The organism is Leifsonia sp. KNZ13-11D (genome assembly GCF_056754895.1).
Genome location: NZ_JBPGWU010000001.1, coordinates 2148089 through 2171173 on the forward strand (window position 1 = coordinate 2148089; position 23085 = coordinate 2171173).

At 72.2% G+C, this 23085-nt stretch carries 19 protein-coding genes; all 19 read right to left on the bottom strand.

The genetic code is table 11. The annotated features are described in order from the left end of the window. Positions 1-15 precede the first annotated feature (15 nt). Positions 16-1473: a glutamate synthase subunit beta gene (locus ACR9Y5_RS10735; RefSeq protein WP_481297945.1), complete on the bottom strand. Its 1458-nt coding sequence runs from the start codon at positions 1471-1473 to the stop codon at positions 16-18. A 42-nt stretch (positions 1474-1515) separates the two neighbouring features. Next, positions 1516-6093 carry a glutamate synthase large subunit gene (gene gltB / locus ACR9Y5_RS10740; RefSeq protein ID WP_481297946.1) on the bottom strand — a complete coding sequence of 1526 codons (4578 nt, stop codon included), beginning with the start codon at positions 6091-6093 and terminating at the stop codon, positions 1516-1518. Positions 6094-6260: 167 nt separating this feature from the next. Further along, positions 6261-7250, bottom strand: coding sequence for a prolipoprotein diacylglyceryl transferase (lgt, locus tag ACR9Y5_RS10745; protein WP_481299556.1), 990 nt, complete (start codon positions 7248-7250; stop codon positions 6261-6263). 84 nt (positions 7251-7334) lie between these two features. After that, positions 7335-8135: a tryptophan synthase subunit alpha gene (gene trpA / locus ACR9Y5_RS10750; protein ID WP_481297947.1), complete on the bottom strand. Its 801-nt coding sequence runs from the start codon at positions 8133-8135 to the stop codon at positions 7335-7337. Continuing rightward, on the bottom strand, positions 8132-9343 hold the full coding sequence (trpB, locus tag ACR9Y5_RS10755) for a tryptophan synthase subunit beta (RefSeq protein ID WP_481297948.1): 1212 nt from the start codon (positions 9341-9343) through the stop codon (positions 8132-8134). The genes trpA and trpB overlap by 4 nt, the downstream gene beginning before the upstream one ends. Beyond that, entirely contained in the window at positions 9343-10113 is a 771-nt protein-coding gene (gene trpC, locus ACR9Y5_RS10760) for an indole-3-glycerol phosphate synthase TrpC (RefSeq protein WP_481297949.1), read from the bottom strand. The genes trpB and trpC overlap by 1 nt, the downstream gene beginning before the upstream one ends. Before the next feature lie 3 nt (positions 10114-10116). After that, a complete protein-coding gene (locus tag ACR9Y5_RS10765) occupies positions 10117-10347 on the bottom strand; it encodes a DUF6704 family protein (protein ID WP_481297950.1) in 231 nt (76 codons plus the stop codon). Between the two features lie 82 nt (positions 10348-10429). Further along, positions 10430-11191, bottom strand: coding sequence for a Trp biosynthesis-associated membrane protein (locus ACR9Y5_RS10770; protein ID WP_481297951.1), 762 nt, complete (start codon positions 11189-11191; stop codon positions 10430-10432). Beyond that, positions 11188-12747: an anthranilate synthase component I gene (locus ACR9Y5_RS10775; protein ID WP_481297952.1), complete on the bottom strand. Its 1560-nt coding sequence runs from the start codon at positions 12745-12747 to the stop codon at positions 11188-11190. Before ACR9Y5_RS10775 ends, ACR9Y5_RS10770 begins: the two co-directional genes overlap by 4 nt. Next, positions 12744-13160, bottom strand: a complete 417-nt coding sequence (gene hisI, locus ACR9Y5_RS10780; RefSeq protein WP_481297953.1) for a phosphoribosyl-AMP cyclohydrolase — start codon at positions 13158-13160, stop codon at positions 12744-12746. Before hisI ends, ACR9Y5_RS10775 begins: the two co-directional genes overlap by 4 nt. Continuing rightward, complete coding sequence (gene hisF / locus ACR9Y5_RS10785) at positions 13157-13921, bottom strand: imidazole glycerol phosphate synthase subunit HisF (protein WP_481297954.1); 765 nt, start codon at positions 13919-13921, stop codon at positions 13157-13159. Before hisF ends, hisI begins: the two co-directional genes overlap by 4 nt. Continuing rightward, the gene (hisG, locus tag ACR9Y5_RS10790; protein WP_481297955.1) at positions 13921-14760 is read right to left on the bottom strand and encodes an ATP phosphoribosyltransferase; all 840 of its coding nucleotides are present in this window, start codon (positions 14758-14760) and stop codon (positions 13921-13923) included. The genes hisF and hisG overlap by 1 nt, the downstream gene beginning before the upstream one ends. A gap of 47 nt (positions 14761-14807) precedes the next feature. Next, positions 14808-15071 carry a phosphoribosyl-ATP diphosphatase gene (locus ACR9Y5_RS10795; RefSeq protein WP_481297956.1) on the bottom strand — a complete coding sequence of 88 codons (264 nt, stop codon included), beginning with the start codon at positions 15069-15071 and terminating at the stop codon, positions 14808-14810. A gap of 280 nt (positions 15072-15351) precedes the next feature. Then, positions 15352-16014 carry a ribulose-phosphate 3-epimerase gene (rpe, locus tag ACR9Y5_RS10800; protein ID WP_481297957.1) on the bottom strand — a complete coding sequence of 221 codons (663 nt, stop codon included), beginning with the start codon at positions 16012-16014 and terminating at the stop codon, positions 15352-15354. Between the two features lie 20 nt (positions 16015-16034). After that, a complete protein-coding gene (locus tag ACR9Y5_RS10805) occupies positions 16035-17441 on the bottom strand; it encodes an RsmB/NOP family class I SAM-dependent RNA methyltransferase (RefSeq protein WP_481297958.1) in 1407 nt (468 codons plus the stop codon). Beyond that, positions 17438-18361: a methionyl-tRNA formyltransferase gene (gene fmt, locus ACR9Y5_RS10810; protein WP_481297959.1), complete on the bottom strand. Its 924-nt coding sequence runs from the start codon at positions 18359-18361 to the stop codon at positions 17438-17440. The genes ACR9Y5_RS10805 and fmt overlap by 4 nt, the downstream gene beginning before the upstream one ends. A gap of 79 nt (positions 18362-18440) precedes the next feature. Further along, on the bottom strand, positions 18441-20483 hold the full coding sequence (locus ACR9Y5_RS10815) for a primosomal protein N' family DNA-binding protein (RefSeq protein ID WP_481297960.1): 2043 nt from the start codon (positions 20481-20483) through the stop codon (positions 18441-18443). Between the two features lie 2 nt (positions 20484-20485). After that, positions 20486-21679: a methionine adenosyltransferase gene (metK, locus tag ACR9Y5_RS10820; RefSeq protein WP_481297961.1), complete on the bottom strand. Its 1194-nt coding sequence runs from the start codon at positions 21677-21679 to the stop codon at positions 20486-20488. Positions 21680-21739: 60 nt separating this feature from the next. Then, positions 21740-23047, bottom strand: a complete 1308-nt coding sequence (locus ACR9Y5_RS10825; RefSeq protein ID WP_481299557.1) for a bifunctional phosphopantothenoylcysteine decarboxylase/phosphopantothenate synthase — start codon at positions 23045-23047, stop codon at positions 21740-21742. Positions 23048-23085: the final 38 nt, after the last annotated feature.

The following is a 23085-nucleotide window of genomic DNA, read 5'->3' on the forward strand; positions in this document are numbered from 1 at the left end:
CGGGCATCGCCTCGCTCAGACGAGGATGCCGCGGTCGGTGGGACGGATCGGAGACGGCAACTGCGTCTCCCCTTCAAGATACCGGTCCACGGCGGCCGCCGCTGCCCGGCCCTCTGCGATAGCCCACACGATGAGGGACTGACCACGGCCGGCGTCACCGGCGACGAAGACGCCCTCCTGCTCCGTCTGGTACTGCCCGTCGCGCGCGACGTTGCCGCGCTGGTCGAACGGCAGACCCAGCTGCGACGAGAGGTCCTGCTGCTCCGGACCGGTGAACCCGAGGGCGAGCAGCACCAGGTCGGCGGGGATCTCGCGCTCGGTGCCGGCCTTGGGCACGCGGCGCCCGTCCAGGTACTCGGTCTCGGCCACGCGCAGCGCCCGGACCTCGCCGAACTCGTTCGCCAGGAACTCGACGGTCGACGCGAGGTACTCGCGCCTGCCGCCCTCCTCGTGCGCCGACTGGACCTCAAACAGTGTCGGCGTGGTGGGCCACGGCTGGTGCTCGGGGCGCTCCGCCGGCGGCTGCTTGCCGATGGCCAGGTTGGTCACGCTGGCGGCGCCCTGGCGGTGCGCGGTTCCGATGCAGTCGGCGCCGGTGTCGCCGCCGCCGAGGACGATGACGTGCTTGCCGTCCGCCGTGATCTGGTCGGCGATGTCGTCGCCGGCGCCCGCCTTGTTCTGCTGCACCAGGTACTCCATGGCGAAGTGGACGCCCGAGAGCTCACGCCCAGGGATGGGCAGGTCGCGCGGCACCATGGCGCCGGTCGCGACGACGACCGCGTCGTACCGGGCGCGCAGGTCGTCCCAGGTGATGTCGGTGCCGATGTCGACGCCCGCACGGAAGCGGGTACCCTCGGCCATCATCTGGTTGAGCCGTGCCTCCAGGTGCTTCTTCTCCATCTTGAAGTCCGGGATGCCGTAGCGGAGCAGGCCGCCGATCCGGTCGTCGCGCTCGTACACCGCGACGGTGTGGCCGGCACGGGTCAGCTGCTGCGCGGCGGCGAGGCCAGCGGGGCCGGAGCCGACGACGGCGACGGTCTTGCCGGTCAGGCGCTCCGGCGGGTGCGGCTGCACCCAGCCGTTCTGCCACGCCTGGTCGATGATCGAGACCTCGACCTGCTTGATCGTGACGGCCGGCTGGTTGATGCCGAGCACACACGACGACTCGCACGGCGCCGGGCACAGGCGGCCCGTGAACTCCGGGAAGTTGTTGGTCGCGTGGAGGCGGTCGATGGCCTGACGGCCCTCCCCGCGCCACATCAGGTCGTTCCACTCCGGAATCAGGTTGCCCAGCGGGCAGCCGGAGTGGCAGAACGGGACGCCGCAGTCCATGCAGCGTCCGGCCTGGCGGCGCAGCTGCGCCGGGTCCTGGGCCTCGTAGACCTCTTTCCAGTCCATCAGCCGGACGGAGACGGGGCGGCGCTTCGGCAGCTCACGCTCCGTCACCTTCAGAAAGCCTTTAGGGTCAGCCACCGGTCACCTCCATTGCGACGAATCCTCGTGGATCAGGCAGCATCATCCGCCGGTCACCTCCAGAATCCGGTTCCACACGATGTCGCCGTCGGGGTCGAGACCCTCGTCGACGGCTTCTTGACGCATCTGCAGCACGGCCGCGTAGTCGCGCGGCAGCACCTTCACGAACTTCGCGACGGTCGCGTCGAAGTCCTCCAGCATCCCCGTCGCCAGCGCCGAGCCGGTCTCGGCGACGTGCTGCTCCAGCAGGTCGCGGACGATCTCGATGTCGGCGCTCCCGAGCGGGAGGAGCTCCAGCTCGCCGCTCGCGAGCGCATCGCGGTTCACGCGCTCGGGCTTCAGGCCGTGGACGTAGGCCGTGCCGCCGGACATTCCGGCGCCCAGGTTCCGGCCGGTGCCGCCGAGGATCACGGCGAGGCCGCCGGTCATGTACTCGAGCGCGTGGTCGCCCACGCCCTCGACGACCGCAGTCGCGCCCGAGTTGCGCACCAGGAACCGCTCGCCCACGATGCCGCGGATGAACATGCTGCCCTGCGTCGCGCCGTAGCCGATCACGTTGCCCGCGATGACGTTGCGCTCGGCGGGGAACACGCTGTCCCGCGGCGGCCGCACGACGATCCGACCGCCCGAGAGGCCCTTGCCGACGTAGTCGTTCGAGTCGCCCTCCAGCCGCAGCGTGATGCCCGCCGGGAGGAACGCGCCGAGCGACTGGCCGGCGGAGCCGGTCAGCGTGATGTCGATGGAGCCCGTCGGCAGCCCGTTCTCGCCGTGGCGCAGAGTGACCTCGTGGCCCAGCATCGTGCCGACCGCGCGCTCGGTGTTGCGGATCGGGAGCGACAGCTCCAGGTGGCCGCCGTGCTCGAGCACGTCGCTGGCCGCCTCGATCAGCTGCACGTCGAAGTGCCGCTCGAGCTCGTGGTCCTGCGTGCGGCCATTGCGCCGCGGCGCCTCCGGGCCGAACGCGGGGCCGTGCAGGATGGGTGACAGGTCGAGGCCGGACGCCTTCCAGTGGTCGATCGCGCGGTCCACGTCGAGCAGCTCGGCGTGTCCGATCGCCTCTTCCAGCGAGCGGAAGCCGAGGGCGGCGAGGTACTCGCGCACCTCCTCCGCGATGAACTCGAAGAAGTTGACCACGAACTCCGGCTTGCCCGAGAACCGGGCGCGCAGCTCGGGGTTCTGGGTGGCGACGCCGACCGGGCAGGTGTCGAGGTGGCAGACGCGCATCATGATGCAGCCGGAGACGACGAGCGGCGCGGTCGCGAAACCGAACTCCTCGGCGCCCAGCAGCGCACCGACGATGACGTCGCGGCCGGTCTTCAGCTGGCCGTCCACCTGCACGACGACGCGCTCGCGCATCCCGTTCAGCATCAGCGTCTGCTGCGTCTCGGCGAGACCCAGCTCCCACGGCGTGCCCGCGTGCTTCAGCGAGTTGACCGGCGAGGCGCCGGTGCCGCCGTCGTGCCCGGAGACCAGGATGACGTCGGCCAGCGCCTTCGCCGTGCCCGCCGCGACTGCGCCGATGCCCGACTCGGAGACGAGCTTGACATGGATGCGGGCGCTCGGGTTGGCGCGCTTCAGGTCGAAGATGAGCTGCTTGAGGTCTTCGATCGAATAGATGTCGTGGTGCGGGGGCGGCGAGATGAGGCCGACGCCCGCCGTCGCGTGACGGGTGCGGGCGACCCACGGGTACACCTTGGTGGGCGGCAGCTGGCCGCCCTCCCCCGGCTTCGCGCCCTGGGCGAGCTTGATCTGGATGTCGTCGGCGTGCGTCAGGTACATCGACGTCACGCCGAAGCGGCCCGACGCGACCTGCTTGATCGCGCTGCGGCGCTCCGGGTCGAGCAGACGGTCGAGGTCCTCGCCGCCCTCACCGGTGTTCGACTTGGCGCCGAGCCGGTTCATGGCGATCGCGAGCGTCTCGTGCGCCTCCTGCGAGATCGAGCCGTAGCTCATCGCACCCGTGGAGAACCGCTTGACGATGGACTCCACCGACTCGACCTCGTCGATCGGCACCGGCGGCCGCTCGCCCGTCTTGAGCGAGAACATCCCGCGCAGGGTCATCAGCGACTCGGCCTGGTCGTCGACCAGCCGGGTGTACTCGCGGAAGACGTCGTAGCGGCGGGTGCGCGTCGCGTGCTGGAGGCGGAACACCGTCTCCGGGTTGAAGAGGTGCGGCGAGCCGTCGCGGCGCCACTGGTACTCGCCGCCGGTCGCCAGGCGCTCGTGCGCGAGCGCGGCGCCCTCCGCCGGGTAGGCGCTCTCGTGGCGTGCCAGGTTCTCGGCCGCGATCACGTCGATCCCGACGCCGCCGAGCTTGCTGGTGGTGCCCGTGAAGTACTGGTCCACGAACTCCTGACTCAGGCCGACTGCTTCGAACGCCTGGGCGCCCGCGTACGACGAGACGGTCGAGATGCCCATCTTGGACATGATCTTGAGTACGCCCTTGCCGAGCGCCTTGATCACGTTCTTGACGGCCTTCTCGGGCGTGACACCGGTGATCATGCCGCTGCGGACGAGCTCCTCGCAGGTCTCCATCGCGAGGTACGGGTTGATCGCCGAGGCGCCGTAGCCGATCAGCAGCGCGACGTGGTGCACCTCGCGCACGTCGCCCGCCTCCACGATGAGACCGGCCTTCATGCGGGTCTCGGAGCGGATCAGGTGGTGGTGCACCGCGGCGAGCATGAGCAGCGACGGGATGGGCGCCAGGTCTTTCGTGGAGTCGCGGTCGCTCAGCACGATGAACTGCGCGCCGGCCGCGATCGCCTCGTCGACCTCGTCGCACATCTCGGCGAGCCGGCGCTCGAGCGCGTCCGGTCCGGCGTCCGACCGGTACAGGCCGCGCACGGTCGTGGTCAGGCGGCTGCCGGGGCGCGGGTCGATGTGCTGGATCTTCGCCAGCTCGTCGTTGTCGATCACCGGGAAGTCGAGCACGACCTGCTTGGCGTGCTCGGGACCGGCCGTCAGCAGGTTCCGCTCCGGGCCGAGGCCCAGCTTCAGCGAGGTGACGACCTCTTCGCGGATCGAGTCGAGCGGCGGGTTCGTCACCTGGGCGAACTGCTGCGTGAAGTAGTCGAAGAGCAGGCGCGGGCGCTCCGAGAGCACCGCGACCGGCGTGTCCGACCCCATCGCGCCGAGCGGCTCGGCGCCGGTGGTCGCCATCGGCTTCAGGAGGATTCGGACCTCCTCCTCGGTGTAGCCGAACGTCCGCTGGCGGCGCACGATCGACGCCGGGGTGTGCACGATGTGCTCGCGCTCCGGGAGGTCCTTGAGGTTGATCCGGCCCTCGTCCAGCCACTCTCCGTACGGAGCTCCGGCGGCGAGCTCGGACTTGATCTCCTCGTCCTCGATCAGCCGGCCGGCGACCGTGTCGACGAGGAACATGCGGCCGGGGCGCAGCCGGCCCTTGCGGACCACGCGGCTGGGGTCGATGTCGAGCACGCCGATCTCGGAGGCGAGCACGACGAGCCCGTCGTTCGTCACGACGTAGCGGCCGGGACGCAGCCCGTTGCGGTCGAGGGTCGCACCGACGAGGGAGCCGTCGGTGAAGACGATCGCGGCGGGGCCGTCCCACGGCTCCATGAGCATCGAGTGGTACTCGTAGAACGCGCGGCGGACCGGGTCGATCTCGGTCTGGTTCTCCCACGCCTCCGGCACCATCATCATGACGGCGTGGGGCAGCGGGCGGCCGCTCAGCGAGATGAGCTCCACGACCTCGTCGAAGGACGCCGAGTCGCTCGCCCCGGGCGTGACGATCGGGAAGATCGGGCGCAGGTCGCCGAGCAGCTCGCTCTCCAGCTGCGACTGGCGCGCGCGCATCCAGTTGCGGTTGCCCTGCACGGTGTTGATCTCGCCGTTGTGGGCGATCATGCGGAACGGCTGCGCCAGCGGCCACGACGGGAACGTGTTCGTGGAGTAGCGGGAGTGCACCAGCGCGAGCTTGGAGGCGAAGCGCTCGTCCGACAGGTCGGGGTAGAACGGCTCCAGCTGGAGGGTCGTCACCATGCCCTTGTAGACGAGGGTGCGGCTCGACAGCGACGAGAAGTACAGGTCGAGCTCGCGCTCGGCGCGCTTGCGCAGGAAGAAGGTCTGCCGGTCGATCGCGATGCCGGAGACCGGCTGGCCGTCGTCGCCCACCCGCGTGGAGGCGACGAACAGCTGCTCGATCACGGGCATGGCCTGGCGCGCGAGCGTGCCCAGCTCCTCGGGGCGGACCGGCACCTCGCGCCAGCCGAGCACCGTCAGCTCGTGCTCGCCGGCGATCGCTTCGACGGCGGCCTTGACCTCGGCGCGCTCGGACCCGTCGGTCGGGAGGAACGCGTTGCCGACGGCGTAGCGGCCGGCAGCGGGCAGCTCGAACCCTGCGACGGCACGCAGGAACGCGTCCGGCACCTGGGTGATGATGCCCGCACCGTCACCGGTGCCGGCGTCGGAGCCGACCGCGCCGCGGTGCTCCAGGTGACGCAGCGCCTCGAGCGCGGCGTCGATGATGTCGTGCCCGGCCGTGCCCCGGAGGGTCGCGACCATGGCGAGACCGCAGGCGTCCTTCTCGTGGGCAGGGTCGTACAGGCCCTGCGGGCCTGGCACGGTCCCGAAGCGGGAATGGGGAGGCGTGAGCGCCATCTGTCGACCGTCCTCACAGTGTCGTGGATGTGGGGATGTTGGGTGCGGGGACGCCATCGGCCCGGGCTGTGGATTCCGCCGCTCGCCGGGGGCCGTGTGTGGCCCCGTCCGGTGCGGTCAGGTGCGTGGGATCGCCTCGACGGTGGTTACTTCGAGCCGTCGGGGTTTCATCCGTTCGTGGGGCTTGTGGCCTTGGCCGAAGCGGACCCGGCAGGCACACCGTCGTCGTCGGTGGTGTCCGTCTCGTCCAGGTCCGTGTCGTCAGAGTCTACCTCAGCATCCGGTCGCACCCACTCACGACCCGGCCGGTACGGGCTGGGCTCCATTCCTGGGTGGCGCCTGGACTGGACGAAGAAGATCACGAGCCCGAGCACCACGGCGACGAAGGCGGCCCAGACGTTGGTCGGGATGCCCAGGAACGAGAACTCGCTCGGGTCGATGCGGATGGACTCCAGGTACGAGCGGCCCAGGCCGTACCAGACCAGGTACAGCGCGAACAGCTTGCCCCACTGGAGGTGGAAGCGGCGCCCGATGAGCACGAGCAGCACGACGCCGATGACGTTCCAGATGATCTCGTACAGGAACAGCGGCTGGAACAGGGTGCCGTCGGGCAGCCCGACCGGGATGGCCTTGTTGCCGGAGTCGATCTGCAGTCCCCACGGGAGGTCGGTCGGAAGGCCGAAGAGCTCCTGGTTGAACCAGTTGCCGAGGCGGCCGATCGCCTGCGCGAGCAGCAGCGCCGGGGCGAGGGCGTCGGCGAAGGTCCAGAAGCGGATGCCCGTCCAGCGGCAGCCGATCCAGGCGCCGACGGCGCCGCCGAGCAGCGAGCCGAAGATCGCGTTGCCGCCCTCCCAGATCGCGAAGACCTTCCAGAGGTCCGCGCCCGGGTAGAAGTAGTCGCCGGGGTGGGTGACCACGTGGTAGAGGCGGGCTCCGACGATGCCGAGCACGACCACCGGGATCAGGATGTCGAGGATGACACCCGGCTCGGCGCCGCGTTTGGTGAGGCGGCGCGAGGTCCACATCGCCGCGATGACGATGCCGATCAGGATCATGATGGCGTACGTCTGGATGCGCCAGTGCAGCCCGAAGATGTCGATCGGGATCTGCTGCCACTCCGGCCCGGGGCTGGGGATGCTGGCGAACCAGCTGCTCATGGTCAGGGCCACCGGATGACTACCTTTCGATCATGGGAATGCGGCGCGGAACGTCGCGCGTCGCCCGTTCAGTCTAGAACGCGGTCAGGAGCGGTTCGTGCCGCCGGCCAGGGCGGCCGCCACACGACCGGCCTCGGCGACGCCGCCGTCGCCGAGCGCCTTGACGAGCGCCGACCCGACGATCGCGCCGTCGGCGTACTCGAGCACCTCGGCGACCTGCGCCGCGGACGAGATGCCGAGCCCGACGCACGCGCTGGTCGCGCCCGCGTCGCGAAGGCGGCCGACGAGGGTGCGCGCCGCCGCATCCACATCCGTCCGCGCGCCGGTGATGCCCATGGTGGACACGGCGTAGACGAAGCCGCGGCTCGCATCGACGGCCTGCTTGAGCCGGGTGTCGGTCGAGCTGGGCGCCGCGAGGAAGACGCGGTCGAGCCCGGCGCGGTCGGAGGCGGCGAGCCAGTCGGCGCCCTCGTCCGGGATGAGGTCGGGCGTGATCAGCCCGGCTCCCCCGGCCTCCACCAGGTCGTCGGCGAACCGGTCGACGCCGTACTGCAGCACCGGGTTCCAGTAGGTCATCACCAGCACCGGGATGTCGACCCGGGCGGTGATCTCGCGCACGGCGGTGAAGCCGTCGCGCAGGCGGAAGCCGGCGCCGAGCGCCTGCTGCGTGGCGGCCTGGATGACCGCGCCGTCCATCACCGGGTCTGAGTAGGGCAGGCCGAGCTCGATGACGTCGACGCCGTTCTCCGCCAGGGCGACCGCGGCATCCACGCTGGTGCGCAGATCGGGGAAGCCCGCGGGCAGGTAGCCGATGAGGGCGCCGGCGGCTTCGGCGTTCCGCTGGGCGATGACGTCGGCGACGCGGCTCCCGACGACCGCGCTCACGACTGCACCGCGCCGGCGTCGAGGAGGTCGAAGTAGCGGCCCGCGGTCTCCATGTCCTTGTCGCCGCGGCCGCTGAGGTTCACCAGGACGATCCCGTCCGGGCCGAGCTCGCGCCCGAGCACCAGCGCACCCGCGAGGGCGTGCGACGACTCGATGGCGGGGATGATGCCCTCCGTGCGGCTGAGCAGGCGGAGGGCGTCCATCGCGTCGGCGTCCGAGACCGGGCGGTACTCGGCGCGGCCGATCTGCGCCAGCCACGCGTGCTCCGGACCGACGCCCGGGTAGTCGAGGCCCGCCGAGATCGAGTGGGACTCGATGGTCTGGCCGTCCTCGTCCTGCAGCAGCATCGAGCGGGCGCCGTGGAGCACGCCGGGGCGGCCCTTGGTGATCGTGGCCGCGTGGCGCGGGGTCTCGGCGCCCTCGCCGCCCGCCTCGAAGCCGAGCAGGCGCACATCCTCGTCGTCCAGGAACGCGTGGAAGATGCCCATGGCGTTGGAGCCGCCGCCCACGCACGCCGCGACCGCATCCGGGAGCCGGCCGGTCAGGGCGAGCACCTGCTCGCGCGCCTCCTCGCCGATGATCTTCTGGAGGTCGCGGACCATCGCCGGGAACGGGTGCGGACCTGCAACCGTGCCGAAGATGTAGTTGGTGTGCCCGACGTTGGTGACCCAGTCGCGCATCGCGTCGTTGATCGCGTCCTTCAGGGTGCGCGAGCCGGTCTTCACGGCCACGACCTCGGCGCCGAGCAGGCGCATCCGGGCGACGTTGAGTGCCTGGCGCTCGGTGTCGACCTCCCCCATGTAGATGGTGCACTCGAGGCCGAACAGGGCGGCCGCGGTCGCGGTGGCGACCCCGTGCTGGCCGGCGCCGGTCTCGGCGATCACCCGGCTTTTGCCGATGCGCTTGGTCAGGATGGCCTGGCCGAGCACGTTGTTGATCTTGTGCGAACCGGTGTGGTTGAGGTCTTCGCGCTTCAGGATGATGCGCGCGCCGCCCGCGTGCTCGGCGAACCGCGGCACCTCCGTGATGATCGACGGACGGCCGGTGTAGCTGCGGTGCAGCTCGTTCAGCTCGGCATGGAACGCGGGATCGGCCTTCGCCTCCTCCCACGCCGCCGACAGCTCGTCGAGCGCTGCGACCAACGACTCGGGGACGAACCGCCCGCCGAAGTCGCCGAAGTACGGACCCTGCTCAGTGCGGAGGGACATCAGACTCCCAGGAACTCTCCGAGCGTCGCGACGGGGTCGCTCGTGACGAGCGCCTCGCCGACGAGCACCACATCGGCGCCCGCCGCCCGGTAGTGCGCGACGTCGTCGGCCGACTTCACGGCCGACTCCGCCACGCGGATGACGCCGGACGGGATGCGGTCGGCCAGGCGGCCGAACAGGTCCCGATCCAGCTCGAACGTTGTGAGGTCGCGGGCGTTGACGCCCACGAGACCGGCGCCCGTGTCGAGCGCGCGGCTGAGCTCGTCAGCCGAGTGCGCCTCCACCAGGCTGGTCATGCCGAGCTCGGTGATCAGGCCGTGCAGCTCGACGAGCCGCTGCTGGTCGAGGGCGGCCACGATGAGCAGCACCAGGTCGGCGCCCGCGGCGCGGGCCTCGAACACCTGGTACGGATCGGAGACGAACTCCTTGCGGAGCACCGGGATCGAGACCGCCTCGCGGACGGCCTCCAGGTCGGCGAGGGAGCCGCGGAAGCGGCGCTCCTCGGTCAGCACGCTGATCGCGCTGGCCCCGCCGGTCTCGTAGGAGACGGCCAGCGCGGCCGGGTCGGCGATCTCGGCCAGCGACCCGCGCGACGGGCTCGCGCGCTTCACCTCGGCGATGATCTTGACGCGCTCCGCCGGAGCGAGCGTCGCCAGGGCGTCGAGGGCGGCGGGACGGGCGAGGGCCTCGGCCTCCACCTGGGCCAGCGGCCGCTCGGCGCGCCGGCGGTCAGCGTCTTCGAGCGCGCCGGCGACGAGGTCGGCGAGCACGGATCAGTGGCCCTTCGGGGTGTACTTGGAGCCGCCCACTCCGTAGCCCGCGCGCTTCATGACCCAGCCGACGATCAGACCGATGATGGCGAGACCGGCCGCCGCCCAGACGATGATCGGCGCGTCGAAGAAGAACGCGACGGCGCCGATGGTGAAGGCGACCAGCATGATGATCACGGCCGTCCATGCCGCCGGCGAGTGACCGTGACCGGGCTCGACTGACTCGCTGCTCATGGGACTCCTGCATGTCGGGTGCGCGCCCGACGGCACGCACGAGGGGATGGAACGCGTCCAGTCTAGTGGTTCGCGGCGTCGCTCACCTGGTGGGGTCGTCGCCGCGGGTGAGCTCGTCCCAGCTGTCGATCGCGGTATCGCGGTCGAGTGTCCGGGGTTCGTCGGGCGTGTCGCCGTCGGCCTCGTCGTCGCCCACCCCGGGCGCCTGCGCGGGGCGAGCGGCGTGGTCGCGGACCGTGGCATCCACCGTCTCGTCGGCGTCCGCGGCGTCCTCGGCGTCCGCGGCGTCCGCGGAGGCGACGATCTCCTCGACCGAGCGGCCGTCCTCGCCGGCGAACCGGGTCTGGTACTTGCGCGACGCGCCGGGCCAGAGGCGCGAGAAGACGACGACGGCCGCCGAAGCGAGCACGACGAGCACGCCGCCGGCCACGGCGACCCACGGCCACAGCTGGATGTCGACGGAGTGCACCAGGCGGCGGATGGACGCGTCGCCCGCCACGCCGGTCGCCGTCGTGATCGCCGAGGCGGACGCGCGCACCGCATCCGACACCGCGGTGATCGCCGAGATCAGCACAGAGACGCCGAGCAGAACGCCCAGCAACGCCAGGACGATCCGGAACACCGGCCCCGCGATCGCCAGCGCGGCGGTCAGCGCGAGCCCCGCCAGCGCCAGCGCGGTGAGCGCCGGAGCGGCGGTCGACCCGGCCACGGCCAGCGTGCTGGAGTGCTCCGCCGTGTCGGTGAGCCGGATGGTGAACCACGGCTGCGTCGCCGCGAGCAGGGTGAGCACGCTCCCCACGACGAGGAGCAGCATCGTCGAGTACTTGGCGCGGCGGCCGGTCACCGGTCCCCGTCCCGCGGCACCGGGCGCATCGCGTTGGCGACCGCCACCGCGCGCAGCGGCGCCGCCGCCTTGTTCTGCGACTCCTGGAACTCGCTTTCCGGAACCGAGTCGGCGACCAGTCCCCCGCCGGCCTGGACCCGCGCGACGCCGCCCATGATGGTGGCCGTCCGGATGGCGATCGCGAGGTCGGCGTCGCCGGCGAAGTCGAAGTAGCCGATCACGCCGCCGTAGACGCCGCGCTGTGCGGGCTCCAGCTCGTCGATGATGCGCAGCGCCATGGGCTTCGGCGCACCCGACAGCGTCCCCGCGGGGAACGTCGCGCGGAACGCGTCGACGGCGGTGGCGTCCGGCAGCAGGTCGCCCTCGACGGACGACACGATGTGCATGATGTGGCTGAACCGCTCGATGCGCATGAACTCGGTGACCTCGACCGTGCCGGCCTCGCACACCTTGAGCAGGTCGTTGCGGGCCAGGTCGACGAGCATGAGGTGCTCCGCACGCTCCTTGTCGTCGGCGAGCAGGGACGTCTCGAGTTCCAGATCCTCTTCGGGCGTGGCGCCGCGCGGCCGGGAGCCGGCGATGGGATGCGTGAACGCGCGTCCCTCCTGCACCTTCACCAGCGCTTCGGGCGACGACCCGACGATCTCGTAGCGCTCGCCGTCCGGCTTCTCCAGCGACAGCAGGTACATGTACGGGCTCGGGTTGAGCGCCCGCAGCACGCGGTACACGTCGAGGGCAGGGGCCGTGCACTCCAGCTCGAAGCGCTGCGAGATGACGACCTGGAAGATGTCGCCGTCCACGATCCGCCGCTTGGCGGTCACGACCGACGCGAGGAAGTCCTCCCGCCGCGTGCGCGACACCGGATCCGCCGGGGCGGCCAGGTCGACGTGCGCGAGCCAGGCCTCCGACGACTGGGCGAGCTCCCGCTGCATGCGGTCCAGCCGGCCCTGCGCATCCCGCCACAGGCCGTCGGTCTCCTCCACGCCGTCGGCGAGGGCGTTGGCGATCAGCTTCACCGTGCCGGTCCGGTGGTCGACCACCGCGAGGTCGGCGACGAACGCGAGCGCCTGTCCCGGAACGTCCATGTCGGCCGGCGGGGCGTCGGGCAGGCGCTCGATCTGCCGGATCGCCTCCCACCCGATGAAGCCGACGAGACCGCCGGTCAGCGGCGGCAGGCCCGGGATGCGCGGGGTCTGCCAGCGCGCGTGCAGCGCCGCGAGGGCGTCCAGCGGCCGGAGCGCGCCGTCGCTCCCGAGGGCGCGCTCGGCGGACAGCCCGTAGTCGAGCCAGCGGACGTCGTCCCCCTGCTGCGTCAGCACGCCGAACGAAGCGGCGCCGACGAACGAGAACCGGGACCAGATGCCGCCCTGCTCCGCCGACTCCAGCAGGAACGTGCCCGGCCGCCCGGCCGCGAGCTTGCGGTAGATGCCAACGGGCGTCTCGCCGTCGGCGAAGAGCTCGCGAACCACCGGGACCACGCGGTGGTCGGCGACCAGGGCGTCGAACGCGGCCCGGGTGGTCGTCGCGGCGTCGGTGTCGATCGCGGCGCCGGTCACAGGTCGGCCGCCTCGATCTCGGGACTCGCGCCCACGACCGGCTCCAGCACGTCGGCGTCGAAGCACGTCCGCGTTCCGGTGTGGCAGGCGGCGCCGATCTGGTCGACCGTCACCAGCAGGGTGTCGCCGTCGCAGTCGAGCGCGGCGCCCTTGACGTACTGGACGTGCCCGGACGTGTCGCCCTTGCGCCAGTACTCCTTGCGGGAGCGCGACCAGAAGGTGACGCGGCCCTCACTCATCGTGCGCCGGAACGCCTCGGCGTCCATCCAGCCCATCATGAGCACCTCGCGGGTGTCCCACTGCTGGATGATCGCGGGCACCAGACCCGTGTCGGTGAAGCGGATGCGCTCCAGCACGGCCCCCGGGTCGGCGATGTTCGTGGCGTTGGTTCCGTTGCCGTTCGTGGCGTTCATCGGCGGACCTCCATCCCGGCCGCGGCCAGTTCGTCCTTCACCTGTTCGATGGTCAGCTCGCCCTGGTGGAACACGCTCGCGGCGAGCACCGCATCCGCCCCCGCTTCGATCGCGGGCACGAAATCCTGCACCCGGCCGGCCCCGCCCGAGGCGATCACCGGGACGCTGCTGATCGCACGCATCTCTCGGATCAGCTCCAGGTCGAAGCCCTCCTTGGTGCCGTCGGCGTCGATCGAGTTGACGAGCAGCTCCCCCGCTCCCAGTCCGATCGCGCGGGCCGCCCACTCCAGGGCGTCGAGGTCGGTCTCGGTGCGTCCGCCGTGCGTCGTGACGACGAAACCGGACGGCGTCGCCGCCGAGCGCTTCACATCCAGAGACAGCACCAGCACCTGGGCGCCGAAACGGTCGGCGATCTCGGCGATCAGTTCGGGACGCGCGATCGCCGCCGAGTTGACGCCCACCTTGTCGGCGCCGTGGCCGAGCAGCTTCGCCACGTCCTCCGGGCTGCGCACGCCGCCGCCGACCGTCAGCGGGATGAACACCTGCTCCGCCGTCGCGCGCACCACGTCGTAGGTGGTGGCGCGGTCGTGGACGGTGGCCGTCACATCCAGGAAGGTCAACTCGTCGGCACCCTGCTCGAAGTACTGGCGCGCCAGCTCGACCGGGTCGCCCTGGTCGCGCAGGTTCTGGAAGTTGACGCCCTTCACCACGCGGCCGGCGGCCACGTCGAGACAGGGTATGACCCGGACCGAGACGCTCATCAGATCCGCGCAGCGTGGATGGACGTCACCAGGATGGCGCGCGCGCCCAGCTCGTACAGGTCGTCCATGATGCGGTTGGTCTGCTCCCGCTTGATCATGACGCGGACGGCCACCCAGTCCGGTTCGCCCAGCGGCGACACGGTCGGCGACTCGACGCCGGGCGTGAGCGCGACGGCCCGGTCGAGCAGGGCCACCGGGAGGTTGTAGTCGACCAGCACGTACTGGCGGGCCACCATGACGCCCTGCAGGCGGCGGACCAGCGTGTCGACGCCCGTCGCCGGCGCGGGCGACGAGATGAGCACCGCCTCCGACTCGAGGATCACGGGGCCGAAGATCTCCAGGCCCTGCTTGCGGAGCGTGGAACCGGTCTCGACCACGTCGGCGACCGCGTCGGCGACGCCCAACCGGACCGCGGACTCCACCGCGCCGTCCAGCTTGATCAAGGTGGTGGAGACGCCGTGCTCGCCGAGGAACGCGCCGACGAGTCCGGGGTAGCTCGTGGCGACGCGCTTGCCCTCCAGGTCGGTGAGCTCGGAGAAGACACCGGCGGGCCCGGCGAAACGGAACGTGGACGCGGCGAAGTCGAGCGCGCTGATCTCCGCGGCCGACGAGCCGGAGTCGAGCAGCAGGTCGCGGCCGGTGATGCCGACGTCGAGGGCACCGGAGCCGACGTAGGTGGCGATGTCGCGCGGGCGAAGGTAGAAGAACTCGACGCCGTTGCGGGCGTCGGTGACGATGAGCTCCTTGGGGTCGCGGCGGCCGACGTAGCCGGCTTCGTGCAGCATCTGCGCCGCGGTCTCGGAGAGGGAGCCCTTGTTCGGGACGGCGATCTTCAGCATGGGGATCTTTCGTGACGTGAGAGGACGATGGGATGGAGGTCAGGCCATCACAGATGTCGGTACACGTCGGCCGGGGTCAGCCCCTTGGCGAGCAGCAGGACCTGCAGGTGATAGAGCAGCTGCGACGCCTCCTCCGCCAGCGCGTCGTCGGACTCGTACTCGGCGGCCATCCAGACCTCGGCGGCCTCCTCCACGATCTTCTTGCCGATGGCGTGCACACCGGCGTCGAGCTCGCGAACGGTGCCCGAGCCCTCCGGACGCGTGCGGGCCTTCTCGGTGAGCTCGGCGAAGAGGTCGTCGAAGGTTTTCACCCTGCTACCCTACCGTTCCCGCCCGCGGCGCCGCGCGCCGCGCTCCCGCACCTCCCCCTCCGTGCTCGCGGGGCGACATTCGTGACGAATGTCCCCTCCCGCCGTCGCTGACGCGACATTCGTGACGAATGTCGCCTCCCGCCGTCGCTGACGCGACATTCGTGACGAATGCGTCGCTGACGCGGAAACGCCATTCCGCACGAATGTGGGATGTGGGACGCGGTTTCGCCGCATTCGGCACGAATGTGCGCAGAAGGGGCGCCGTGGGGTGGGGCGGGCGTCAGTGCGCGTGCGCCAGTGCGGCGTCGCGGAGCGCGGCGATGCGCTCGGCCGGCTCGCCGCGGAAGACGCTGGAGCCCGCGACGAACGTGTCGGCGCCCGCCGCGGCGGCCGTGGCGATCGTCTCCTCGGTGATCCCACCGTCCACCTGCAGCCAGACGTCGAGCCCGCGTGCCTCGACGGCGGCGCGCAGCGCCTGCAACTTCGGCATCGTCTCGGGCATGAACGACTGGCCGCCGAACCCGGGCTCGACGGTCATCACGAGCACCTGGTCGAACTCCTCCAGGAGGTCGAGGTACCGCTCGACGCCGGTGCCGGGCTTCACCGCGATGCCCGCGCGGGCGCCGATCGCCCGAAGCTTCCGGGCGAGGGCGACCGGGTCGTGCGCCGCCTCCGCGTGGAAGGTCACCGAGTACGCCCCGAGCTCCGCGTAGCCGGGCGCCCAGCGATCGGGGTCGTCGATCATCAGGTGCACATCCAGCGGGATGGGGCTGACGTCCTGGATTCGGCCCACCATCTGCGGCCCGAAGGTCAGGTTGGGGACGAAGTGGTTGTCCATCACGTCCACGTGGACCAGATCGGCGGTGCGGATGCGCTCCACCTCGCTCTGCATGTTGACGAAGTCTGCGGCCAGGATGCTCGGATTGATGCGGACGTGTCCCATGCTCCCAGCCTAGGCGGCGGCTACGCGGCGCGTTTGCGGAGCAGCGCGATGAACATGGCGTCCGTCCGGTGGCGGTGCGGCCAGAGCTGCACCGTCGCCGGATCGCCCGCCAGGTCCAGCCGCTCGTTCGCGAAGGCCTGCACCGTCTCGGCCGTGGCCTCCTGCTCGAGCACGTCGCCGTGCCGTTCCAGCGCGGACGCCACGATGCCGCGGGTCTCGCCGAGGTGCGGCGAGCAGGTGACGTAGGCGAGCAGGCCGCCGGGCTTGAGCGCCGCGATCGCCGAGTCGAGCAGCGCGGTCTGCAGGATGGTCAGCTCGGCCACGTCGCGCGGCGTCTTGCGCCAGCGCGCCTCCGGTCGGCGGCGCAGGGCGCCGAGGCCGGTGCAGGGCGCGTCGAGCAGGATGCGGTCGAAGGCCTCCGGATGCTTGGTGCCGACCGCGACGCCGTCGAGCTCCCACACCGGGACATCGAGCGGCACCGGCGCGAGCGCCCGGCGCACCAGCTCGGCCCGTGCTGGGACGAGCTCGTTCGCGACGAGGGTCGCCCCGCCGGCCAGAGCCTCCGCGGCGAGCAGCGCGGCCTTGCCGCCGGGACCGGCGCACAGGTCGAGCCAGCGCTCCCCCGCCAGCACCGGCTGCGCGCGGGTGAGCGCGAGCGCCGCGAGCTGCGATCCCTCGTCCTGCACCCGGATGCGGCCGCCCGACTCCTCGACCAGCCCCTGCGGATCGCCGCCGCCGACCGTGAACCCGGGCGGCGAGAACCGGTCCGGGCGCGCATCCTCCGGCTCTGTCGCGAGCCCGGGCAGCGCGATCAGGTTGACGCGCGGAGCCGTGTTGTCGGCCTCCAGGAGCTCCTCGAGCTCGTCGACCCGTCCCTCCGCCTCGAGCGACCGTCGCAGAGCGCGCACCACCCAGACGGGATGCGACGTCAGGGCCGCGATGCGGTCGTCCTCGTTCTTCGCCCGGCTCGCGACCTGGTCGCGCCACTCCTCGGGGGTGTGGCGGCCGATCTCGCGCAGCACGCCGTTGACGAACCCGGTGCCGGAGCGGCTTCCCACCTCGCGCGCGAGCCCGACGGACTCGTTCACTGCGGCGTGGGCCGCGACGCGCGTCGACAGCAGCTGGTGCGCCCCGAGCCGGAGCACGTCGAGCAGCGGAGGGTCGATGCGGTCGACGGGACGGCCCGCGGCGATGGCGATCACGCGGTCGTAGTAGCCCTGCATGCGCAGGGTGCCGTACGTCAGCTCGGTCGCGAGCGCCGCGTCGGCGGTCGACAGGGCCGCGCGGGCGATCCGCGTCGGCAGCAGGAGGTTGGCGTAGGCGTCGGACTCGCGGACGGCGGTGAGCACATCCAGAGCGACGCGCCGGGCGGGCTGCACGGCGGTGTGCTGCGGCCGCGCCGGTCCGCGACGCTGCTGCGCGCTCACGAGAGCACCACCGCTGCGCCCGACGGGGCGGTCGCGCCCCGGAGCCAGTCGGCCGCCGGCATCGCCCGCTTGCCGGCGGGCTGCACCGTGACGAGCTCCAGGGGGTCCGTGCCGGTTCCGACCAGAACGCGTCGGTCGCGCACCTCGACCGCCCCGGGCGGCAGCGGCGGCTCCCCCGTCGTGCGGTGCGCCTCGTGGATCTTGAACCGTTCCTCCCCGAGCAGCACGAACGCCCCTGGCTCGGGCGTCACCCCGCGGAGCCGCGCGTGCACCCGGTCCGCGGGCTGCGTCAGGTCGAGCCGCGCATCCTCGATCGTCAGCTTGGGCGCGAGGGTGACCTCCCCGGCCTGGGGCACCGCCTGCGCCGTGCCCGCCGCGAGAGCATCCGCGGTGTCGGCCAGCAGGGCGGCGCCGTCGCCCGCCAGAGCCTCGAGGAGCTGCCCCGCGGTCTCCTCCGGGCCGATGGGACGCCGCAGCTGGGCGTACACAGCGCCGGCGTCGAGCTCGGGCACCAGGTGGAACACCGCGGCGCCCGTCTCCGTGTCGCCCGCGATCACAGCGTGCTGCACCGGCGCGGCGCCCCGCCAGCGCGGCAGCAGCGAGAAGTGGAGGTTCACCCAGCCGAGGCGCGGGAGGGACAGTAGCGGCTCGCGCACCAGTCCCCCGTACGCCACGACGACGCCGAGGTCCGGTTCGAGCGCGGCGATGCGCTCGGTGACCTCCTCGCGCAGCCGGTTCGCCTTCAGCACCGGGAGGCCGAGGCGCTCGGCCGCCTCGGCGACCGGCGACGGCGTGAGCACGCGCTTGCGGCCGAGCGGCGCATCCTCGCGGGTGACGACGGCGACCACCTCGTGCCGGGCCGCGACGGCCTCGAGCGACGGGACGGCAACGGCGGGGGTGCCGGCGAAGACGATGCGCATGGGGAAGGTTCTTTCGGTCGGGACGGCGATCCAGCCTACTCCGCCCGCGCGTCCATCCACCGCTGCGGTCGACCGGAGGTCAGAGGATCTCGGGGTCGTCGAAGCGCACTCGCAGCGTCGGCGCCGGCCGGTAGCCCGGCTTGCCCGCGGGCGCGCGGCGCCGCCGCGTCGCGTTCTTCACGACGGCGGCCCGGACGGCCGCCGCCACGTCGCCGCCGTGGGCGTACTCGAACCGGAGGACCGCCCGGACCAGGTCCGGTCCCGAGCGGGCCGCGCGGGAGTCGGGCTCGACCGGGGCGGGGCCCAGCACATCCACGAGCAGCGCCGTGTCGACGGCGGCGATCACCTCGGACACCGTCGCCTCCGTGCCGGTGACGGATGCCAGGCGCACGGCGGGCGGGAACCGCAGCTCCCGCCGGTCGACCAGCTCCTCGTGGGCGAACTCGACGAGGCGGCCGGTGGCGAAGTCGCGCGCGAGCGGCCCGGACACGCCGACCAGCACCGTCGGCGCTCCGGGCGCGGCGAGACCGGCGGCGCTCTGCCACCAGCGCAGGCAGTCCTCGGCGACGTGCAGGCTCTCGCGGGCGAGCATCCGTTCGCCGTCGAGAAGCAGCACCGCCTGGTAGCCGCCCTCCGCGATCGGCTCGGCCCCGCGGGTGGCCACGACGAGAGCGGGCGCCGATCCGATGCGCTGAACGGGGTGGTCGCCGTCGGCGAGGATGACCCGCGTGCCGGGGAACGCGCGCCCCAGCTCCTCGGCCGTCCGGCCCGAGCCGACCGTCACCATCCGGAACCGGCGGTGCTCGCAGTGCTCGCACTGCCACTCGGTCGCGAGCCGCCCGCAGACGCTGCACGACGGCGGAGAGCCGGCGCGCGTCTGGTGCAGCGGCCCCTTGCAGTTCATGCACCGGGCGGCCTGGCCGCAATTCGCGCACGCGATCACGGGCGCGTAACCCGGGCGCGCCACCTGCACGAGCACCGGTCCGCGCGGCCGCCCGCTGTCGCCGTTCAGGGCCTCGCGCGCGGCGCGCCAGGCGGGCGACGGGATGCGCGCAGCCCGGGCCATCGGCTCCGGCGCCTGCTGATTGGCGGTCAGCACGACCTTCGGCGACGTGACGCGCTCGGGCCCGACGTCGCGCAGCCAGCCGAGCTCGACCAGCCGCTGCGTTTCGACGCTCCGGATGTTGCCGCTCAGCACGAGCGCGCATCCCTCGAGCTCCTGGCGCACGAGGGCGGCGTCGCGCGTGTGCACGTACGGGCTGAGGGGTTCGGCGTGGAGGGGGTCGCTGTCCTCCCAGACCACCAGCAGCCCCAGCCGCTCGGCGGGCGCGTAGACGACGGAGCGGTTGCCGATCACGATGCGCGGGCCGGACAGCGCCTCCAGGAACCCGCGGTACCGGTCGGTGTTCGCCTGCCCGGCGTCGGCCCGCACCACGGCGCCCGCCGGGGCCACGACGGACAGTGCGGCGGCAAGCTGCTCCAGGTCGCGGTGGTCGGGCACCGCGACGATCGCCGTGCGACCGCCGCGCCAGCAGTCGGCGGCCAGCGTCGCGAGGGTGACCGCCCACTCCCCGACCCACGTTCCGTCGGGCAGCGGGACCAGGCGCGGGATGGCGCGCAGCGCGATCCGCTCGTCGCGCGCGACCGCATCCTCCAGCACCCGCTCGCCGTACCCGCGCACCGCCACAGGCGCAGGCGTAGGCGCCGGCGCCGGCGCAGGGGCCTGGGACGCTCCCGGCGCCGCCGCGCGCGCGGCCAGCCACGCCTTCTCGACCCGCACCATACGGCCAGGCACCGCGAGGCGCAGGATGTCGCATGCCGTGCCCGCGCTGCGGTCCGCCAAGCGCCGCGCCAGCCGCCAGACGCCCGGCATGAGCACGCGCGCGGGCGAGACGACCGCCTCCAGCGGGCTCAGCGTCCCCTCGAACCCGTCGTCCGGGTCGCCCACCTCGACGAGATACCCGTCGGCCACGCGACCCGCGGAGCGCAGCGGCACGCGCACGCGCACGCCCGGCACCGCGTCGGCGGCGAGCTCCTCCGGGATGGCGTAGTCGAAGAGGTGGTCGAGCTGCGGGAGCGGCGAATCGATGACCACCCGGGCGACCCGTGCGGCCGCCGCCACCGCTAGATCCCCGCGGCCGAGCGCAGGTCGTCGACGCGGTCGAGCCGCTCCCAGGTGAACTCGGGCAGTTCGCGGCCGAAGTGGCCGTAGGTGGCGGTGCGGGCGTAGATCGGGCGCAGCAGATCGAGGTCGCGGATGATCGCGGCCGGCCGCAGGTCGAACACGTCGCGGATCGCGGCGATGATGCGCTCCTCGGGCACCTTCCCCGTGCCGAACGTCTCGACGTAGAGCCCGACCGGTGCGGCCTTGCCGATCGCGTAGGCGATCTGCACCTCGAGCCGGTCGGCGAAGCCGGCGGCGACCGCGTTCTTCGCCACCCAGCGCATCGCGTACGCGGCGGAGCGGTCGACCTTCGACGGGTCCTTGCCCGAGAAGGCGCCGCCGCCGTGGCGGGAGGCCCCGCCGTAGGTGTCGACGATGATCTTGCGGCCGGTCAGCCCGGCGTCGCCCTTGGGGCCGCCGATCTCGAAGCGGCCGGTCGGGTTGATCAGGGTGCGGATATGAGAGGTCTCGAGCCCGGCGGTGTGGAGCACCGGGTTGATGACCTCCTCGACGATCTCGGCCTGCAGCTGCTCGTTCGACACCTGCGGGGCGTGCTGCGTCGACAGCACGACGGTCTGCACCGACTTCGGCACGGAGCCCTCGTAGCCGATCGTGACCTGGGTCTTGCCGTCGGGTCGCAGGTAGTCGAGCGTTCCGTCTTTGCGGACCGACGCCAGGCGCTCGGCGAGGCGGTGGGCCAGCCAGATGGGGAGCGGCATGTACTGCGGCGTCTCCGTGGTGGCGTAGCCGAACATGATGCCCTGGTCGCCGGCGCCCTGACGGTCGAGGTCGTCGTGGCTCTGCTCGGCGCGGGTCTCGAGCGCGTTGTCGACGCCCTGCGCGATGTCGGGCGACTGCGCTCCGATCGAGACGGAGACGCCGCACTGCGTGCCGTCGAAGCTGACGTCGGACGAGTCGTAGCCGATCTCGACGAGCTTGTTGCGCACCAGCGCCGGGATCTCCACGTAGCCGCTGGAGGTGACCTCGCCGGCGACGTGGACGAGTCCCGTCGTCACCAGGGTCTCGACGGCGGCGCGGCTGTGCGGGTCGACGGTGAGCAGGGCATCCAGGATGCTGTCGGAGATCTGGTCGCAGATCTTGTCCGGGTGGCCCTCGGTGACGGACTCGGACGTGAAGAGACGCAGATCTGCCATGGTTCTCCCTGGTCGACGACGGGTGTGAGGGTCGCGGCCGGATCGTCTCGGACGCGCCGGCTAGGCGATGACGTCGAGGATACGGTCGGCCACCGACAGCTTGCTGCCCGAGGCCTCCATCACTATATCGCCGCCCTTTCGCAGGACCACGACCTCGTTGCTCTCCGTTGCGAAGCCCTGCGACCAGCCCACCTGGTTGAGCACGAGGAAGTCGCTGCCCTTGGCTTCGAGCTTCGTGCGGCCGAGGTGGATGAGCGCCTGGGGGTCCGGCTCGGTCTCGGCGGCGAAGCCGACGACCACCTGGCCGTCGCGCCGGTTCGCGGAGAGCCCGGCCAGGATGTCGGGGTTGGCGACCAGCTCGAGCGTCAGCGTGTCGCCGTGCTCGGACTTCTTGATCTTCGCGTCGCGGGTCTCCGCCGGGCGGTAGTCCGCGACCGCGGCGGTCATGACGACGATGTCGGCCGCCCGGGCGGCCTCCTGCACCGCCTCCTGCAGTTCGAGCGCGGTCTGGACGGCGATGAGCTCCACGCCCTCGGGCGGCTCCACCTCGAGATGGGCGGCGATCAGCACGACGTCGGCGCCGCGGGCCTGCGCCGCAGCGGCGATCGCGACGCCCTGCCGCCCGCTGGAACGGTTGCCGAGGAAGCGCACCGGGTCGAGCGGCTCGCGCGTGCCTCCGGCGGTGACGACGACGCGCTTGCCCGCCAGGTCGACGCCGCCCCGGGGCCGCTTGGCCGCCTCGTTCGCACGGCGGCGCTCGGAGAGCACGACGACGTCGTTGACGGCGGCGTCGGATCCTGCGGTCAGCGCCACGGGGGCCGGCGGCTCCACCGCGCGCGGGACGATTCCCGCGGCGCGGAGCGCGGACCGCACGATCACCTCCGGCTCCTCCATGCGGCCGGGGCCGGAGTCGGTGCCGGTGAGCTGCCCGCTTGCGGGGCCCACCACAGTGACGCCACGGCTCCGCAGGGTGGCGATGTTCGCCACGGTGGCCGGGTTGCGCCACATCTCGGTGTGCATCGCGGGGGCGATCACCAGGGGCGCCGTGGATGCGAGGACCGTGTTGCCGAGGAGGTCGTCGGCGATGCCCGCCGCCAGCTTGGCGATCGTGTTGGCGGTGGCCGGGGCGATGACGATGAGGTCGGCCGACTGCCCGATCGCCACGTGGCGCACCTCGGCGACGCCCTCGTAGAGGTCGGTCGCGACCGGGTTGCGGCTGATCGCCTCCAGCGTCGGACGGCCCACGAACCGCAGCGCCGCCTCCGTCGCGACCACGTGCACCGAGTGGCCTTCGAGGACCAGGGCCCGGATGACTCCGACGGCCTTGTACGCGGCGATGCCGCCGGTCACTCCGACGACGATGGTCAATCGTGGGCTCAACGGCGGCACCTCTCCTCGGCCGGGGC

Bases quoted from the DNA above. Each gene is read 5' to 3' on its own strand.
- rpe (WP_481297957.1), bottom strand. From the start codon at position 16,014: ATGGGACACGTCCGCATCAATCCGAGCATCCTGGCCGCAGACTTCGTC.
- hisI (WP_481297953.1), bottom strand. From the start codon at position 13,160: ATGAACGCCACGAACGGCAACGGAACCAACGCCACGAACATCGCCGAC.
- ACR9Y5_RS10765 (WP_481297950.1), bottom strand. From the start codon at position 10,347: ATGAGCAGCGAGTCAGTCGAGCCCGGTCACGGTCACTCGCCGGCGGCA.
- lgt (WP_481299556.1), bottom strand. From the start codon at position 7,250: ATGAGCAGCTGGTTCGCCAGCATCCCCAGCCCCGGGCCGGAGTGGCAG.
- metK (WP_481297961.1), bottom strand. From the start codon at position 21,679: ATGGCAGATCTGCGTCTCTTCACGTCCGAGTCCGTCACCGAGGGCCAC.
- hisG (WP_481297955.1), bottom strand. From the start codon at position 14,760: ATGCTGAAGATCGCCGTCCCGAACAAGGGCTCCCTCTCCGAGACCGCG.
- fmt (WP_481297959.1), bottom strand. From the start codon at position 18,361: ATGCGCATCGTCTTCGCCGGCACCCCCGCCGTTGCCGTCCCGTCGCTC.
- gltB (WP_481297946.1), bottom strand. From the start codon at position 6,093: ATGGCGCTCACGCCTCCCCATTCCCGCTTCGGGACCGTGCCAGGCCCG.
- trpB (WP_481297948.1), bottom strand. From the start codon at position 9,343: ATGTCCCTCCGCACTGAGCAGGGTCCGTACTTCGGCGACTTCGGCGGG.
- hisF (WP_481297954.1), bottom strand. From the start codon at position 13,921: ATGAGCGTCTCGGTCCGGGTCATACCCTGTCTCGACGTGGCCGCCGGC.